We start from the raw sequence: 17450 nt of genomic DNA on the forward strand, positions 1-17450 counted from the left end.
CGGAACAAGATGATACATATAGTAGGAGCAGGTCCGGGCGCAGTTGATTTGATTACGGTCCGGGGACAGAAACTTCTTGCAGAGGCAGATGTGGTTATTTATGCAGGTTCCCTGGTCAACCGGGAGCTTCTGGACTGGGCCAGGCAGGATGCCAGGATTTATGACAGCGCATCCATGGACCTGGAACAGGTCATGGAAGTGATGGAGCAGGCGGAGAGGGACGGGCTTACCACGGTGCGCCTCCATACCGGGGACCCCTGCCTCTACGGCGCCATACGGGAGCAGATGGACTGTCTGGATGCCAGAGGGATAGAGTACGATATCTGCCCCGGGGTCAGTTCCTTTTGCGGAGCTGCCGCGGCACTGGGGATGGAGTATACCCTGCCCGGCATCAGCCAGAGCGTGGTCATAACCAGGATGGCGGGAAGAACGCCGGTGCCGGAGCGGGAATCCATCAGGCGCTTTGCGTCCCACGGCAGTACCATGGTGATATTTCTGAGCGCCGGTATGACAGGTGAGCTGTCCGCAGAACTGATGGAGGGCGGGTATCCGGGGGATACACCGGCTGCCATTGTATATAAGGCAACCTGGCCGGATGAGAAGGTGGTCCGGTGCACGGTAGCCACCTTAAAGGAGGCGGCACACCGGGAGGGAATCCATAAGACCGCGCTGATTGCAGTGGGAGATTCCGTGGCCCAGAGCAGCTACGAGCGTTCCAGGCTTTACGACCCTGCCTTCACCACCGGATTCCGTGCCGGAAGGGATGCTGTCTCCGGAAAACAGGAGCCTGGAACACTCTATGTGGTGGGAATGGGACCCGGAGAGCGAAAACAGATGACAGGACAGGCCCTGGAAGTCATGGAGCAGTGCCAGGTCATTGCCGGATACACGGTTTATGTGGACCTGGTAAGGGGATTGTTCCCCCAAAAGGAGTTTTTGACCACCGCCATGACCAGGGAGGAGGAACGGTGCCGCAAGGCATTTGAATGCTGCCTGGAGGGAAAGAATACAGCCATGATATGCAGCGGGGACGCAGGGGTCTACGGAATGGCCGGTCTTATACTGGAACTGGCGGAACAGTATCCAGGCGTCAGCGTCAGGATAGTGCCTGGCATCACTGCTGCCTGTGCAGGTGCCGCAATACTGGGAGCCCCTCTGATGCATGATTTTGCAGTCATTAGCCTGAGCGACCGGCTCACGCCCCTGGAAGATATATGGAACCGGGTGGAGGCCGCTGCACGGGCAGGCTTTGTCATATGCCTGTATAATCCGGCCAGCAAGGGACGTCCTGACTATTTCCGTCAGGCATGCGGCAGGATTCTTAAGTACAGGGCGGGAAATACGGTATGCGGACTGGCTGTGAATATAGGCAGGCAAGGGGAAGGGATGGAGGTCCTTACCCTGGATGAGCTGAAGGACCGCCAGGCGGACATGTTTACCACGGTTTACATCGGCAATTTCCATACCAGGCAGATTGGGCCCTATATGGTTACGCCGCGAGGTTACAGGTATGAAGGAAAATAAGAGGAACATCCTGCTGTTTGCCGGAACCACAGAGGGAAGGCAGCTGGCTGAGTATCTTCAGGAGGCGGGACAGCCCTTTGTAATCTGTGTGGCCACGGATTATGGAAGGGATTTGCTGGAGGATATATGGAAGACGGACCATGCCGGGTGTATGGAAGTACGCCAGGGACGTCTGGACGCAGCGGAGATGGAGCAGATGCTTTATGAGCTGCAGCCGGCGCTGGTCATTGACGCCACCCATCCCTATGCAGTGGAAGTGACGGAAAACATAAGGAAGGCGTGCTCCAATAGAGCCGGACTGCGGCTGATAAGGTGCCTGCGTGAACCGGGAGCAGCTTATATGCCGGATGTGGTCCATGTGCCGGATGTGGAAAGCGCAGCCGCATGGCTGTCCTCTGTGCCGGGAAATATCCTGGTGACAACGGGCAGCAAGGAGCTGGATGCGTACACTAAAATAGAAAATTACCAGCAAAGGATTTATGCCAGGGTCCTGCCCTCGGCGGAGGCTGTGGCGCTGTGCAGAAGCCTGGGATTTGAAGGACGCCATATTATCGCCATGCAGGGCCCCTTTTCAGAGGAAATGAATCTGGTGCAGCTCAGGGAATATGGGTGCGCTTATCTGGTGACCAAGGACGGCGGCGCAGCCGGAGGCTTTGCAGAGAAGATGAGAGCGGCCCAGAAGGCCGGTGCAGCGGCAGTGGTGATTGACAGGCCGGGCAGCGGAGAAGGCGTATCCCTGGAGGAGATAAAGGGACAGGTAAAGGAGTGGATGGACCATGAAAAGAGATGAACCATATATGGATGATTTAAGACCAATCGTATATCTTGTGGGCATAGGGATGGGAGGAGAAGACCAGCTTACGGGCCGGGCAATGGACTGCCTGGAGGCAGCCCAGGTGGTGATGGGGGCGGACCGGATGCTGGAGAGCGTCAGCGCCTACACCGACAAAAAGCGGGTGTTTTCAGCCTATAAGCCCAGTGAGATGGTACAGTGGCTGGGCAGTTTCCGATGGGACGAAGCAGCCCTGGTGCTTTCAGGGGACACTGGTTTTTACAGCGGGGCCGAGGCAGCTGCAAAGGCATTTCTCCGGGAAGGGTGGGACGTGGAATTTGTTCCGGGCGTGTCCAGCCTGTCCTATTTCTGCGCCAGGTTAGGCAAGAGCTGGCAGAATGTCCATCCGGTCAGCAGCCACGGAAGGGACTGTGATGTGGTTGCCCATATCCGCAGCTTCAGAAGCTGCTTCATCCTGCTGGGCGGGGCGGGCAGCGTACCGGATTTGTGCCGTCAGCTGGTCAGCAGCGGAATGAGCAACGTGACCATATGGGCGGGAGAGAACTTTTCATATGAGGATGAGCGCATTGCCTGGGAAATGACGCCTGCAGAGCTTCTGATGGAGGACGAGCGCCTTCCCTTTGGAAGTCTGGCCTGTGTGCTGGTGGAAAACACAGAGGCGGCAGAAGGACAGCTTTATCCCCAGGCAGGCCCTGAGGATGACGACTATATCCGCGGGCAGGTGCCTATGACAAAAAAGGAGGTCCGCAGGATATCCCTGGAAAAGCTGTGTATCGGCGCCCAGGCCGTGTGCTATGACATAGGAGCCGGTACCGGCTCCGTGGCAGTGGAGATGGGGATGGAGATACGCAGCCGGGGCGGCAGCGGACAGGTCTATGCCATTGAGCGGAACAGGGAAGCCCTGCAGCTGATTGAATCCAACTGCCAGAAATTCCACGGAAGCTGGATGGGTTTTCACATTGTGGAAGGCGAGGCGCCGGAAGCTATGAAGGGACTGGAACCGCCTACCCATGCATTTATTGGCGGAAGCGGTGGCCATATGCGTGAAATCGTGGCAGCCCTTCTGGAGGCCAATCCCCGTGTGAGAATTGTGGCAAATGCCATTACACTGGAGACAGTGGGCGAGATTCTGGCCTGCATGAAGGAATTCGGATTTGCTTCAGCAGAGATTACCCAGGTATGGGCGGCGCCTGTGGATACAGTGGGAAGCTACCATATGCCCAGGGCCCAGAATCCGGTATATGTGGCAGTCATGCAGGACCCCAAAGAGGACGAGGGGGATTTGCAATGGCAGGAATTATGATAGCTGCTCCGGGGAGCGGAAGCGGGAAGACCATGGTGACCTGCGGCCTGCTGGCTCTGCTTAAGAGAAAGGGATATCATCCGGCTGCATTTAAATGCGGCCCGGACTATATCGACGGCCTGTTCCACCGCAGGGTGCTGGGAGTTGAAAACGGCAATCTGGACAGCTTTTTTGAAACCCCAGCCCATATGAGGCGGAAATTGCGCCGCAGCATGGAGAGCCATTTTGTGGTGGCGGAGGGGGTCATGGGATATTTTGACGGCCTGGGCGGCGTGTCTGTCCGCGGCAGCTCCTTTGAGATTGGCCGCCTTCTCGGCCTTCCGGCCATTCTGGTGGTGGATGGGAGAGGGGCCAGCTTGTCCCTGATGGCTTTTATTCAGGGTTTTTTGGAGTATGATGCGGCGGCAGAAAATGATGATGAGAAAAAAACTCATAATAAATCCTGCGATGACGCCTGCCATGATATGGAATGCGGAGCAGAGACAGAATACAAGATGCAGGAAGGAAATGAGGAAAAATATCGCGAGAAAAAAACTCACAGAACGGACAGCGGGACTGGGGACCATGCCGGGAGCTCTGGCTGCAGCGTGAATCATGATAAAATAAATAACAACATAAAGGGTATCTTTTTCAACCGCATGTCTCCCATGATATATAACCGCATAAAGCCAATGGTGGAGGAACGGTTTCGGATTCCGGTCATAGGATACCTGCCTGAACTGGAATTCCTTCAAGTGGGAAGCAGGCATCTGGGACTGGTGCTTCCGGATGAGATAGAGGGAATCAGGGAACAACTGGAGCAGCTGGCGGACCGGATGGATGAAAATCTGGAATGGGAGCTGCTTTTAAAGATTGCTGCTGATGCAGAGGGCTGGGATGTAAGTGAGGAGGGAAATAAACTCACTTCAAATTCCGGATTGGATAATAGGGATAATGGGGCTGAAACCGGGAGCCGGATGCAGCCGGAACCGGGAGCCGGACCGCGTTTCCGCCTGGGAATTGCCAGGGATGAGGCATTTTGCTTTTATTACGGGGATAATCTGGAAGCCATGGAAGAGGCCGGGGCCCAGCTGGTGTATTTCAGCCCGCTTCATCAGAAGGAGCTGCCCGGGGGGCTGGACGGAATGATACTGGGCGGAGGTTACCCGGAAAATCATGGCGGGGCGCTGGCTGCAAACAGGTCTATGCGGGATTCGGTGGCTGCTGCGGCTGCATCGGGAATGCCTGTTCTGGCGGAGTGCGGAGGCTACCTTTATCTTCTGGACAGCCTGGAAGGTGCTGACGGCAGGGATTATCCCATGGCAGGTGTTTTAAGAGGCCATGGATACAGGGCCGGAAAGACCGGCAGATTTGGATACATAACCCTTAGACCCAATGAAGACCTTCCCTTTCTGCCGGAAGGGGAGGAGATAAAGGGGCACGAATTTCATTACTGGGACTGCAGGTGCAGGGCGGACGAATTCCGTATGATGGCCCTCAAGCCAAATGGCAGCCGCTGCTGGCCCTGCATGAGGACAGAGGGGCATGTAATGGCCGGATTTCCCCATCTTTATTATCCGTCCTGCCCGGAATTGGTTCAAAGGTTTGCGGACCAGTGTGTGGAATATGGAAAGAAACAAGGTAAGGATTATGGAAAGGGATATGAGCTATGACATTGAGGGAAGCAATCGGAACGATTAAGCCCATTGACCAGGCAATCAGGCGTCAGGCGAAACAGCACTGGGACCAGGTGGCTAAACCATTGGAAAGCCTGGGGGTCCTGGAGGAGGATATCATACGCATCGCGGCAGCTTCCGGCAGCCTGGCAGTCAGCCTGCATCCCAGGGCCATTGTGGTCATGTGCGGAGACAATGGCGTTGTAAAGGAAGGCGTGACCCAGACCGGCCAGGAGGTAACTGCCATTGTGGCAGGCAACATGGCACAGGGGAATTCATGCGTCTGCCTTATGGCCAGGCAGGCAGGGGCGGATGTGATTCCTGTGGATGTGGGGATGGCCTGCCATGAGGCGGTTCCGGGAGTAGTGGACCGGAAGGTGGCGTATGGGACAAAGGACTTTCTGGAGGAACCTGCCATGACCAGGGAGGAAACAGTGAAGGCCATGGAGGCCGGGGTGAATATGGCCTCAGAACTTAGGAAAAGAGGATATGTGCTGGCCGGCTCCGGGGAGATGGGAATCGGAAATACAACTACCAGCAGCGCCATTCTTTCCGTTCTTCTGGATATGGACCCTGAGCTGGTGACGGGCCGGGGAGCCGGTCTCACCACAGCCGGTTACAGCCGTAAGGTGCAGGTCATAAGGGAAGGCATCCGTATCCACAAGCCGTCCGGAGAGGACCCGGTGGACGCGCTGTCCAAGGTGGGCGGTCTGGATTTGGCGGCCCTGACCGGTTTTTACATTGGCTGTGCTGCCTGCGGTATTCCTGTGGTGCTGGACGGGCTCATAACAGGAGCAGCAGCTTTGGCAGCTGTCAGAATCTGCCCGGATGTAAAGGGATATCTTCTAGCTTCCCACGTTTCAGCTGAACCTGCCGGGGCATTGGTCCTTGAGGCGCTTGAACTCAAACCCGCCATTTCAGCGGGAATGTGTCTGGGGGAAGGCACCGGCGCAGCGGCCCTGTTCCCACTTTTAGACATGGCCGCTGCCGTGTATACACAGATGAGCAGTTTTGACGATATCCATGTGGAGGCATATGAACATCTTGTATGATGGAAGATTGGCGCAATAAGAAGATGGATGCAATGAGTAGATTGGCGCAATGAGTAGATTGATGCAACGAGAAGTTTGGTGTATGAGAAGATTGATATAATACGAGCAGGAGATTAAGGGATGATTACTCTGGTGACAGGCGGAAGCGGCAGCGGAAAATCAGAATATGCAGAGGGACTGATTCTGGATTCCCCCTGTTCCCGCCGTTTCTATGTAGCTACCATGATTGCATATGGAAAAGAGGGAAGGGATAAGGTGATGCGGCACCGTATGCTTCGAAGCGGGAAGAAATTCATCACCATAGAAAAACCCTGGGACGTGGGAAATGTGGTGCTGGAAAAATATGAGGCAGGTCCATCTGCTTCTTCCAGGACAGACAGAGTCCTTTTGCTGGAGTGTGTATCCAATCTGGCGGCCAACGAGATGTTCAGGGAAGATGGTACGGCAGAGGCCGCGGCAGGCGCGGAGCGGCAGCCATCAAACCGGTCAGAAAACCAGGATAAAGGCCAGGATGAAAATCAGAATGGGAACCAGGATAAAAACCAGGTCCCATACCTGGCTGACAAGCTTGCAGCGGACATCATTTCCCTGGCAGGCCAGGTGCAGGATATGGTGATTGTTACAAACGAAGTGGACCGGGACGGAATCTGCTACGGACAGGAGACAATGGAGTATATCCGTCTCATGGGACGTCTGAATCAGAAGCTGGCAGCTGCCTCCGACCGGGTGGCTGAGGTGGTTTACGGCATTCCCGTGCTCCGGAAACCAAGGGTTTCCCAAGCCGCGGCAGAAGGGATTATATTGCCGGAGGGGAGTGATTTGAGAGGAAGGGAGTGTCAGGGAAAATGAACGGACTTTATTCCTGTATCATTGCGGTTTCCATGTATTCCAAAATACCCATGCCCGCTGTGGAGTGGACCCAGGAGCGGATGCGCTATGTTATGTGCTTTTTCCCGCTGGTGGGGATTGCAGAGGGAACGGTTCTGGGCCTCTGGCTCTATCTTGCCCTGGATGTCCTGAATCTGTCCACGGCGGCCGCTGCCCTCATAGGGGCAGCTATTCCAATCCTGGTGACAGGAGGAATCCATATGGACGGTTTTATGGATACCATGGATGCTGTCCACTCCTACGGCGACAGAAGCAAAAAGCTGGAGATTCTCAAAGACCCGCACCTGGGGGCATTTGCAGTGATTTCCTTTGGGGTATACATGATGCTCTACACAGGCGTCTTTTATGAGTACCTGTCTCTTGCCCGGATGAAGGACACTGGGGACAGATATTTTCTTTACATGGTTCCCTGCCTTGTGTTTGTGATGGAACGCGCCCTCAGCGGTCTTTCCGTGGTCACATTTCCCCAGGCGAAAAAAAAGGGACTGGCGGCCGGATTTGGAGGGGCAGCCAAAAAGAAAACAGATTCAGCGGTGCTGGTCCTGTGGCTGGCTGGCTGCCTGGGAGCCGCCATGGCTGCCGTTGGGACGGGCTGTCATGGGGCGGGATTAGCGGCATGGGTAATACTGTTTACCCACCTGGCCGTGTTTTTATGGTATTACAGGATGTCGGTTAACCAGTTTGGGGGAGTGACAGGGGATTTGGCCGGATGCTTTCTGCAAATCTGCGAACTGGCCGGGCTGGCGGCGGCAGCCGTTCTTTTGAGAGCAGGATTGATGGGAGGAATGTAGAAATGGTCTTGGTAACAGGAGGAAGCTCCCAGGGTAAGAAGGAGTTTGTCAGGCAGCACCTTGGGAGACAGGGGGAGGATGTATCTGTCTGGACAGAGGGCTCAGAGGCTTCCTGGGAGGAATTCATGAAAGGAAGGTTCTGCCATGACTTCCATCTCTTTGTCAGACGTGTGATGGAGGGAAGCACAGGCCCGATTGGCCATGAATCCGAATGGGGATGGGCAGAGGCAATCATGAACCGGCTTCTGGAAGAACTGTCTGCCGGACCGCCGGACCGTGTCCTGGTGACAGATGAGATTGGCTGCGGCATTGTGCCGGCAGATGCCTTTGAACGGCTGTACAGGGAGGAGACAGGGCGGCTCTGCTGCCGGATTGCCGGGGAGGCAAAGGCCGTATGGCGGGTGTGCTGCGGGATAGGGATGCGGATTAAATGACAAGGTAGGTAGACATGGATATTACGTGGCTGGATATATGGAAATTTCACGGAGCAGCCCTGCTGGCGGGATGTGTGATTGACTGGATGGTGGGGGACCCCTTATGGCTTCCCCATCCGGTGCGCCTTATGGGAACCATGATTTCCTGGCTGGAATCACGGCTCAGAAAATGGGCAGCGGGACCGGGAAAGCAGAAAGAGAATCAGGACAGCCAGGGCGTTCCCCATGGGAAAGAAGAGCACACACAGTGTCCTGGTCCTGAAAAGACAAGGGAAGCATGGGCAGGTGTGCTCCTCACTGCCTCTATGTGCGCTCTGTGGTGGTGCATTCCCCGGGCGGTTTTTTCCGCAGCGGAACATCTGCTGCTGGCCAGGGCCTGGGCAGTGCTTTTGCTGGCAGAAGGTTTCCTGTGCAGTCTCATGCTGGCAGCCAGGGGATTGTACACGGAAAGCATGAAGGTGTGCCGCAGCCTGGAGGCAGGACGGACAGAGGAGGCCAGATACAATGTGTCCATGATTGTGGGAAGGGACACTTCGGTACTGGATGAGGGCGGAATTGCCAGGGCGGCAGTGGAGACAGTGGCTGAAAATGCCTCTGACGGCGTCATTGCCCCCTTTTTGTTCATGGCGCTTTTGGGGCCGGCTGGAGGCGCGCTGTACAAGGCTGTCAACACCATGGATTCCATGGTGGGATATAAGAATGACAGGTACCTGTATTTCGGACGCTGTGCAGCCAGGCTGGACGATTTGTTCAATCTGATACCGGCCAGGCTGACCGGAGTCCTGATGGTCCTTGGAGCCTGGGTCCTGCCCGGGATGGACGGAGCCCATGCCTGGAAGGTGTTCCTCCGGGACAGAAAGCGCCATGCCAGCCCTAATTCCGCTCACGGCGAGGCTGCCTGTGCAGGGGCCCTCCATCTGCGTCTGGCAGGGGATGCGTGGTACTTTGGAGCGCTTCACAAAAAGCCCTATATAGGGGATGACGGCAGGAGGATAGAACCAGCGGACATAAGACGGGCAAACCTCCTTATGTTTTTCACAGAGGGCGTCATGGTCCTTGGTCTGGGTGTCCTGCTTCTGCTTCTGTGAAATCATTTGGTAATTATCGTACTATATCTTCAAAAGGAAAGGTCACTATGGGAGGTTATTATGGAATATCAGCACGGCGGAGACATTTACAGCCAGGACATACAGATGGATTATTCTGCCAATATCAATCCCCTTGGAATGCCGGAAGCGGTAAAGAGCACGCTGAGGGACTGCCTGGATAAGGAAATATGCAGCCTGTACCCGGACAGCCGGTGCCGGGAACTGAGGCAGGCCCTGGGCAGGCATCATGGGGTGGAGGATGAGTGGGTTATCTGCGGAAACGGGGCGGCTGATTTGATATTCGGCCTGGCCGCAGCGCTGCGTCCTGGCCGCGGGCTTGTCCCGGCTCCCACCTTTTCCGAGTATGAGCAGGCATTGAAAGCAGCGGGGTGCAGGACCAGCTATTATTATCTCAGGGAGGACGCCGGATTCGCCCCGGACATATCCGGCATGTGCAGCTGTATCAAGGAAGCGGCGGAGAGGGGAGAGCCCTATGATATTGTGTTCCTGTGCAATCCCAACAATCCCACGGGAATACCTGCTGAAAAGGAAGACGTGGAGCAGCTGGCGCAAACCTGCGGAAGTCTGGGGGCGTTCCTGGTTGTGGATGAATGCTTCTGTGATTTTTTGGAGGATTCAGACGTATATTCCGTCATACCTGACCTGTCCGGGTTTGGGAATCTGTTTGTGCTGAAGGCATTTACCAAGCTGTATGCCATGGCCGGGCTGCGGCTGGGCTATGGCCTTTGCAGTGACCGCTGCCTGCTGGAACGGCTGCAGGCAGTCCGGCAGCCCTGGTCCGTGTCGGGCCTGGCCCAGCGGGCCGGCGTGGCGGCTCTTAGTCAGACGGATTTTGTGGAGCATACCAGAGCTGTAATTAAGGAGGAGCGTGAGCGGCTGGCTGCAGCACTCCGGGACCTGGGTTTTAAGGTATATTCCTCCGGGGCCAATTATCTGTTTTTCAGGGACCCGGGAGAGGATGGAACCACGGAAAAAGGCCGGCTTTACCAGGAACTGCTGCAGCGCCGTATTTTGATTCGCAGCTGTGCCAATTATCCGGGGCTGGATTCTTCCTGCTACCGTATCTGTGTGAAGCTGAAACAGGACAATGAACAGCTTATCCGGGAAATGGCCCGGGTGCTTGAGAGGAGGAAACAATGTCTGAACCTGCTAAACCAATCATGATTCAGGGAACCATGTCCAATGCGGGAAAGAGCATTCTGGCCGCCGGACTGTGCCGTATCTTTCATCAGGACGGCTACAGGACAGCTCCCTTTAAATCCCAGAACATGGCCCTTAATTCCTACATAACACCGGAAGGCCTGGAAATGGGACGGGCCCAGGCCGTACAGGCGGAGGCGGCGGGTATTGTCCCTCATGCAGACATGAATCCCATTCTTTTAAAACCCACCACGGATGTGGGAAGCCAGGTCATTGTCCACGGGATTTCCAGGGGAAATATGAAGGCCAGGGACTATTTTGCCTGTAAAAAAACGCTGGTTCCCGATATCATGGCCTCATACCGGCGTCTGGAGGAACAGTATGATGTCATAGTCATAGAAGGGGCCGGCAGCCCGGCAGAAATCAACCTGAAATCCGATGATATCGTGAACATGGGCATGGCGGACATGGCCGACGCGCCGGTGCTCCTGGTGGGGGACATAGACCGGGGCGGCGTTTTTGCCCAGCTCTACGGTACGGTGGCCCTTCTGACAGAGGAAGAGAGAAAGCGCATAAAGGGATTAATCATCAACAAATTCCGGGGGGACAGGACCATACTGGAGCCTGGGATTGCCATGCTGGAGGACCTGTGCCATATACCCGTGGTAGGGGTGATACCCTACATGGATGTGGACATTGAGGATGAGGACAGCTTAAGCAGCCGGCTGGAGACAGGAAAGAGAAGGACCCCGGCTGCCGTTGATTTGGCAGTGATTCGTTTTCCGCGTATATCCAATTTTACGGATTTTAATGTATTTTCCGGAATTCCGGGAGTGTCCCTGCGCTATGTTTCAAGGGCCTGCGACCTTGGCAGCCCGGATATGGTCATCCTCCCCGGCACCAAGAGTACCATCCGCGACTTATTGTGGATGCGTCAGAACGGGCTGGAGGCGGCAATCCTTAAGCTGGCTGACCGCAGGGTGCCGGTGTGGGGAATCTGCGGCGGCTACCAGATGATGGGAGAGGTGCTGGAAGATGCAAAGGGCGTGGAAACGGACCGTCCCTCCCGGGTGGAGGGAATGGGGCTTCTTCCCCTTAAAACGGAGTTTGAGGAGGAAAAGGTAAGGACCCAGGTGGAAGGCGCCTTCGGCGAGCTGGACGGCTGCCTGGGCAATCTGTCCGGAAAATCCATTGCAGGATATGAGATTCATATGGGCCGTACGTTCATTGACCGGGAGGAAGGGGCTGCGGACACGGCCAGAATCGTTTCCTGGCGCAGGGAGCCGGAGATATGCCGCCCCATGGATTATGTGATGGAGACAGGCCAGGACGGGATATTGTCCAGACAGGCCAGGATGGATGGGTGGAACAGGGGGAATCTATATGGTACCTATGTCCATGGAATCTTTGACGGACCCGGAATTGCCGGGGCAGTGGCAGAGGCGCTGGCAGCGGCAAAGGGGCTGACCCTGGAGCAGGCTGCGGACATGGATTATCCCACTTACAGGGAACAGCAGTATGATAAGCTGGCAGGAGAACTCAGGGAGAATCTGGATATGGATGCCGTGTACAAAATCATGGGCATCAGGCGGAAAGGAGAGGCGTAAGCGTATGACGGACATACAGTTGGAACAGGTGCTGCCGGGGGATATAGAGAGGCGCAGCTTTGAAATCATACAGGAGGAACTGTCCTTGCAGGGCATACAGCTGGAGCCTGAAAATGAACGGGTCGTCAAGCGGGCCATCCACACCACGGCTGATTTTGACTATGTACAAAACCTGGTGTTTTCCAGCCATGCGGTCAGGAAAGGGATAGAGGCGTTAAAAGCCGGGGCAGTTATTGTCACGGACACCAATATGGGGCTGTCCGGAATCAACAAAAAAAGGCTGTCCGCTCTGGGCGGGGAAGCCTTCTGTTTCATGGCGGACCAGGATGTGGCTGACCAGGCGGGGACACAGGGAACCACTAGGGCTGTGGCCAGCATGGAAAAGGCGGCCAGGCTCTATGGCTTACAGGGGCGTCCCCTTATTTTTGCCGTGGGCAACGCTCCCACGGCTTTGGTCCGCATTTATGAGCTTATAAAGGAGGGACTGGCTGTTCCGGCCCTTGTCATCGGCGTACCGGTGGGATTCGTGAACGTGGTCCAGTCAAAGGAACTGATACTTACCCTTGAGGACACGCCCTACATTGTGGCAAGGGGAAGAAAAGGCGGCAGCAATGTTGCCGCCGCCATCTGTAATGCGCTGCTGTATCAGATTCCGGTGTAGGAACTGGTTGATGCGCTGCCGTATCAGAGTCCGGGGATTCCCTATTTCCGGCCGCTCCAGCAGTAGGTGCAGAGCTTGCACGGTGAGATGCCGATGGACTTCACCAGGTCATCCAGCCTGTGGTAGCGCAGGGTGGTGAATCCAAGGCGCTTGCGGATTTCCTCAATCATTTCTTTGTAATTGGCGCTGTCCGGGTCTGTATAGCTGCTTAAAACCTCACGGGACACATCATCGCCTTCCCTGTCCCGGATGATTCTTCTGGTTATCAGGTCCAGCTCTGAGGTGGAACGGGAGAAGTTAAGGTAAGGGCATCCGAACATAAGGGGAGGGCAGGCAGGGCGGATATGCACTTCCTTTGCCCCGCTCTGGTACAGGAATTCCGTGGTTTCTCCCAGCTGGGTACCGCGCACAATGGAGTCGTCGATGAGCAGAAGCTTTTTATTGCGGATCAGCGAGTCCACAGGAATCAGCTTCATGCGGGCAATCAGGTTTCTCTGTCCCTGGTTCTGCGGCATGAAGGAGCGGGGCCAGGTGGGGGTATATTTAATAAAGGGGCGGGCAAAGGGAATGCCGGATTCATTGGCATACCCGATGGCGTGGGCAATGCCTGAATCTGGAACGCCGGCAACCACCTCGGGCTGCGCCTCATCCCGTTTGGCCAGCAGCTTTCCGCATTCATAACGCATGCTCTCCACATTGATGCCCTCGTAGCTGGATGTGGGGTAACCGTAGTATACCCACAGGAAGGAGCATATCTTCATCTCTTCCCTGGGAGGGCTGACTGTTTCTACGCTCTCAGGCGTCATATATACAATCTCGCCCGGACCCAGTTCTTTGTAGTCCGTATATCCCAGATTAATATAAGCAAAGCTTTCAAAGGAGGCGCAGAAGGCATCGCCCTTGTGTCCGATGACAATGGGGGTCCTTCCGAACTTATCCCTGGATGCGTAGATTCCTTCCGGCGTCAGCAGCAGGATGGACATGGAGCCCTCTATCTTTTCCTGGGCAAAAAGAAGACCTTCCACCAATGTGGATTTCTGGTTAATCAGGGCAGCCACCAGTTCCGTGGCATTGATTCGTCCATGGCTCATCTCCATAAAATGGATATGGCCGTTTTCATAGGCTGAGGCCACCAGCTCGGCCTCGTTGTTGATTTTTCCCACTGTGGTTATGGCAAAGCTGCCCAGGTGGGACTGAATCAAAAGGGGCTGGGGTTCATTGTCGGAAATACATCCGATGCCCAGTGTTCCCTCCAGCTCGTCCAAATCCCCGTCAAATTTTGTACGGAAGGGAGTGTTTTCTATGTTGTGGATGGACCTTGTAAAGCCCTGGCTGCCGTATACGGCCATTCCGCCTCTTTTTGTCCCCAGATGGGAGTGGTAATCCACTCCGAAAAACAGGTCCAGGGTACAGCTGTTTTTTGATGCAACACCAAATATTCCGCCCATATATCATACCTCTTTTATCTATGTGTTTGTTTTACGCCTTTGTGATTGGTGCCGGCCTGTCTGCCGGTTACGGACTTATCATAACATATATTAGTAGTACAGGACAATATGATTGATATATTATTTATACTTATGAGAAACTATAAGCATGGCAGGAAGGGTTTTCCGGTGAATTTCGGTTCTGCTCCGGGATGACAATTCCATACATTTGAGGTATACTTGTGATAAATCTCACGGAGCAGTACACTCCGGGAAGAGGAGGCTTGCAGGTGACTGAATCAGATGGACAGAACGGGCAGGATAAGCAGGCTATTTGCCTGACAGTGGCCAGGGATGGCAGTGGTGATTACGATACAGTAGGAGAGGCCCTGGCGGCGCTGGGAGAAGCAGAGGGGCCGCCGGCCTGCATATTCATAAAAAAGGGCGTGTACAGGGAACGGCTGGAAATCAGAAGGCCGCGCCTTACACTGGAGGGTGAGTCGGCGGACAGCACAGTCATCACATACGGCCTGTCTGCCGGCATGCTGATGGAAGACGGAAGCAGGCGGGGGACATTCCGCACCTACAGCGTGCTGGTGGACACCCATGATTTTACCGCAAGGAACCTGACCTTTGAAAACAGCGCGGGTCCGGGGGAAGAGGCGGGACAGGCTCTGGCCCTGTATGTGGACGGGGACAGGATTCTGTTTGAGGGATGCCGGATGCTGGGAGGACAGGACACACTTTTCACAGGCCCCCTTCCCCCAAAGGAAATCCAAAAGAACGGGTTTATAGGACCAAAACAGTTTTCCCCCAGAATAAACGGGCGCCACTGCTACCGGAACTGTTTTATCTGCGGGGACATAGACTTTATATTCGGCAGCGCCACAGCCTACTTTGAGAAATGCGAACTATATTCCGTTGGCAGGGACGCAGAAAGAAAGGGATATGTGACTGCCGCATCCACCCCCAGGGGCCAGAGATATGGGTATGTGTTCAGAAGCTGCCGGTTTACGGGAAACAGCGCCGGAGAAAGCGTCTATCTGGGCCGGCCCTGGAGGGATTACGCCAGGACAGTTCTCATTGACTGCTATCTGGGTCCCCATATATGCCGTGAAGGATGGCATGACTGGGATAAGAAGGAAGCGCGGTCCACCCTGTTTTACGGGGAATATGCAAGCTATGGACCGGGAGCAGCGGACCGGGGAGCAGCGGACCGGGATATAACAGACCGGCAACCGCCGCAACATGGCTCTCCCAGGCCGGACTGGGTGGCCGTGCTTACCTGTGAGCAGGCACAGGACTACACCATGGAAAAGGTGCTGGGCGGAGCGGACAGGTGGAATCCTGGGGAACAGGCATACATTTAAGAAGGAAGGGACATACGTATGGATTTATACCGTATCATACTGGTGGATGATGAGGAAGAGGTCAGGCAGAGCATCATCAGGAAAATTGACTGGACGGGAGCCGGTTTCCAGGTGGTTGGAGATGCAGAGAATGGGGAGGAAGCCCTGGAAAAGGTGGAGGCCCTGGAGCCGGACGTGATTCTGACGGATATCAGGATGCCCTTTATGGACGGTCTTTCCCTGGCTGAACGGGTGAGGCAGAAATACCCCTCAGTGAAAATCGTGATTTTTTCAGGCTACGATGATTTTGAGTATGCCAAGCAGGCCATTAAGCTGAATGTGACGGAGTATATCCTGAAACCGGTGAACGTGGAGGAGCTGACCGCTATTTTAAAGCGCATCAAATCCAATCTGGACGAAGAGATTGAGCAGAAACGGAATGTGAACCTGCTGCGTGAAAATTATATACGCAACCTTCCCATTCTCAGGGACCAGTTCTTAAACGAACTGGTGGGAAGCACGGTGCCCGGACAGGTACTGAAAGAAAAACTGGCGGAGTACGACATTCCTCTGGCAGGAGCCAAGAAGTGGGTGGCTGCAGCCATTGACATAGAGCCGGAGGAAATCAGGGAGGGGAACATACTGCCTCTCCACAAGGAGAGGGACCTGATTCCTATTTCAGTTATGCAGATTGTGGAGGAAAAGCTGGGAAACTATTGCCGGTCATCCGTATTCACCTCTTCCAGGACCTCCTGGTCTGAACTGGCCCTTATTGCTGCCATTGACGGGGATAACAGCCAGACCGGCCTCATTGACGTGCTGGGGGATATCTGCAAGGAGACAAAGAAGATTCTGGAGGTGCCCATCACCATTGGCATCGGCCACAGCTGCCAGGACCTGGGGGAGGTCAGCAGTTCCTATAAGGCGGCCGTGGACGCCCTTGGCTATAAGGCAATTGTGGGGGCGGGAAGCACCATTTACATCAATGACGTGGAGCCTGTAAGCGGGGGAAAGCTGAGTTTTGACGGCAAGGATGAGGCGGAGCTTATTGCGGCCATCAAGTTCGGTCCCAGGGAGAAGATAGAGGAAGCGGTACAGGCGGTCATGGATAAGATGAGCGATGCAAAGGTGCATTTCAGGCAGTGCCAGGCATATATGCTCAGCGTGTCCAGCTCCATTGTCCAGCTGATTCAGCAGTATGACCTGGACCTGGACCAGCTGACAGAGGAAGGGGAAGAGCAGGGAGATACCTTTGCCGTCATACCCAGGATGCTGAAAAAGGAAGACTTTGCCCACTGGCTGCTTTCCGCCGCAGTCAGGATGAACCAGGCCATGAACCAGGAACGGGATAATACCATGAAGCAGGTCATCCAGAAGGCCAAGGAATACATTATGGACAATTATCAGGACCCGGATTTGTCCGTGGAGAAAATATGCCGCCAGCTGCACATGAGTCCGGCCTATTTTTCCACCATGTTCAAGAAGGAGACAGGGCAGGCCTATACCGCCTACCTGACCCAGGTCCGCCTGGACAAGGCGGTGGAGCTTCTCAACAAGACCGACGACAAGACCTATGTCATAGCGGCCAAGGTGGGATATCAGGAGCAGAACTATTTCAGCTATGTGTTTAAAAAGCGCTTTGGGGTTTCGCCCACAAAGTTCAGAGGGGCAAAATAGATACAGCAGGCCTGTCCCGCCGTGTGCAACGGGACTGAGG

General features: G+C 55.1%; 14 protein-coding genes and 2 pseudogenes. 15 read left to right on the forward strand and 1 reads right to left on the reverse strand.

Features of this window, described 5'->3' with window-relative positions; all coding sequences use genetic code 11:
* Positions 1 to 9 precede the first annotated feature (9 nt).
* From cobM to FGS84_RS22740, 13 genes and pseudogenes are all read left to right on the forward strand, one after another.
* A pseudogene (cobM, locus tag FGS84_RS32015) lies at positions 10 to 759 on the forward strand (precorrin-4 C(11)-methyltransferase); the annotation flags it as partial.
* A 45-nt stretch (positions 760 to 804) separates the two neighbouring features.
* A pseudogene (gene cobJ, locus FGS84_RS32020) lies at positions 805 to 1524 on the forward strand (precorrin-3B C(17)-methyltransferase); the annotation flags it as partial.
* Positions 1511 to 2314: a precorrin-6A reductase gene (cobK, locus tag FGS84_RS22690; protein WP_138310596.1), complete on the forward strand. Its 804-nt coding sequence runs from the start codon at positions 1511 to 1513 to the stop codon at positions 2312 to 2314. The pseudogene cobJ and the gene cobK, both read left to right, overlap by 14 nt.
* Positions 2301 to 3620, forward strand: a complete 1320-nt coding sequence (gene cbiE, locus FGS84_RS22695; protein ID WP_138310597.1) for a precorrin-6y C5,15-methyltransferase (decarboxylating) subunit CbiE — start codon at positions 2301 to 2303, stop codon at positions 3618 to 3620. Before cobK ends, cbiE begins: the two co-directional genes overlap by 14 nt.
* Complete coding sequence (locus FGS84_RS22700; protein ID WP_138310598.1) at positions 3605 to 5272, forward strand: cobyrinic acid a,c-diamide synthase; 1668 nt, start codon at positions 3605 to 3607, stop codon at positions 5270 to 5272. Before cbiE ends, FGS84_RS22700 begins: the two co-directional genes overlap by 16 nt.
* On the forward strand, positions 5269 to 6327 hold the full coding sequence (gene cobT, locus FGS84_RS22705; RefSeq protein ID WP_138310599.1) for a nicotinate-nucleotide--dimethylbenzimidazole phosphoribosyltransferase: 1059 nt from the start codon (positions 5269 to 5271) through the stop codon (positions 6325 to 6327). Before FGS84_RS22700 ends, cobT begins: the two co-directional genes overlap by 4 nt.
* A gap of 120 nt (positions 6328 to 6447) precedes the next feature.
* Positions 6448 to 7176, forward strand: coding sequence for a bifunctional adenosylcobinamide kinase/adenosylcobinamide-phosphate guanylyltransferase (locus FGS84_RS22710; RefSeq protein ID WP_138310600.1), 729 nt, complete (start codon positions 6448 to 6450; stop codon positions 7174 to 7176).
* On the forward strand, positions 7173 to 8006 hold the full coding sequence (locus tag FGS84_RS22715) for an adenosylcobinamide-GDP ribazoletransferase (RefSeq protein ID WP_138310601.1): 834 nt from the start codon (positions 7173 to 7175) through the stop codon (positions 8004 to 8006). Before FGS84_RS22710 ends, FGS84_RS22715 begins: the two co-directional genes overlap by 4 nt.
* Positions 8007 to 8008: 2 nt before the next feature.
* Positions 8009 to 8440, forward strand: coding sequence for a bifunctional adenosylcobinamide kinase/adenosylcobinamide-phosphate guanylyltransferase (locus tag FGS84_RS22720; RefSeq protein WP_138310602.1), 432 nt, complete (start codon positions 8009 to 8011; stop codon positions 8438 to 8440).
* Positions 8441 to 8454: 14 nt separating this feature from the next.
* Positions 8455 to 9528: an adenosylcobinamide-phosphate synthase CbiB gene (gene cbiB / locus FGS84_RS22725; protein WP_138310603.1), complete on the forward strand. Its 1074-nt coding sequence runs from the start codon at positions 8455 to 8457 to the stop codon at positions 9526 to 9528.
* A gap of 60 nt (positions 9529 to 9588) precedes the next feature.
* A complete protein-coding gene (locus FGS84_RS22730) occupies positions 9589 to 10713 on the forward strand; it encodes a histidinol-phosphate transaminase (RefSeq protein WP_138310604.1) in 1125 nt (374 codons plus the stop codon).
* Positions 10686 to 12296, forward strand: coding sequence for a cobyric acid synthase (locus FGS84_RS22735; protein WP_138310605.1), 1611 nt, complete (start codon positions 10686 to 10688; stop codon positions 12294 to 12296). Before FGS84_RS22730 ends, FGS84_RS22735 begins: the two co-directional genes overlap by 28 nt.
* A gap of 4 nt (positions 12297 to 12300) precedes the next feature.
* The gene (locus FGS84_RS22740; RefSeq protein WP_138310606.1) at positions 12301 to 12957 is read left to right on the forward strand and encodes a precorrin-8X methylmutase; all 657 of its coding nucleotides are present in this window, start codon (positions 12301 to 12303) and stop codon (positions 12955 to 12957) included.
* 41 nt (positions 12958 to 12998) lie between these two features.
* On the opposite strand, the gene FGS84_RS22745 is transcribed toward FGS84_RS22740, so the two are convergent.
* The gene (locus FGS84_RS22745) at positions 12999 to 14405 is read right to left on the reverse strand and encodes an amidophosphoribosyltransferase (RefSeq protein ID WP_138310607.1); all 1407 of its coding nucleotides are present in this window, start codon (positions 14403 to 14405) and stop codon (positions 12999 to 13001) included.
* Positions 14406 to 14674: 269 nt separating this feature from the next.
* On the opposite strand from FGS84_RS22745, the gene FGS84_RS22750 reads away from it, so the two are divergent.
* Together FGS84_RS22750 and FGS84_RS22755 are read left to right on the forward strand one after the other, a co-directional pair.
* Positions 14675 to 15754 (forward strand): pectinesterase family protein, encoded by a 1080-nt coding sequence (locus tag FGS84_RS22750; protein ID WP_138310608.1) that lies wholly within the window; start codon positions 14675 to 14677, stop codon positions 15752 to 15754.
* Positions 15755 to 15772: 18 nt separating this feature from the next.
* Complete coding sequence (locus FGS84_RS22755; RefSeq protein WP_138310609.1) at positions 15773 to 17410, forward strand: response regulator; 1638 nt, start codon at positions 15773 to 15775, stop codon at positions 17408 to 17410.
* The last annotated feature ends 40 nt before the right edge of the window (positions 17411 to 17450 follow it).

It is taken from the genome of Clostridium sp. 1001271st1 H5, assembly GCF_005845215.1.
GTDB lineage: Bacteria > Bacillota > Clostridia > Lachnospirales > Lachnospiraceae > Enterocloster.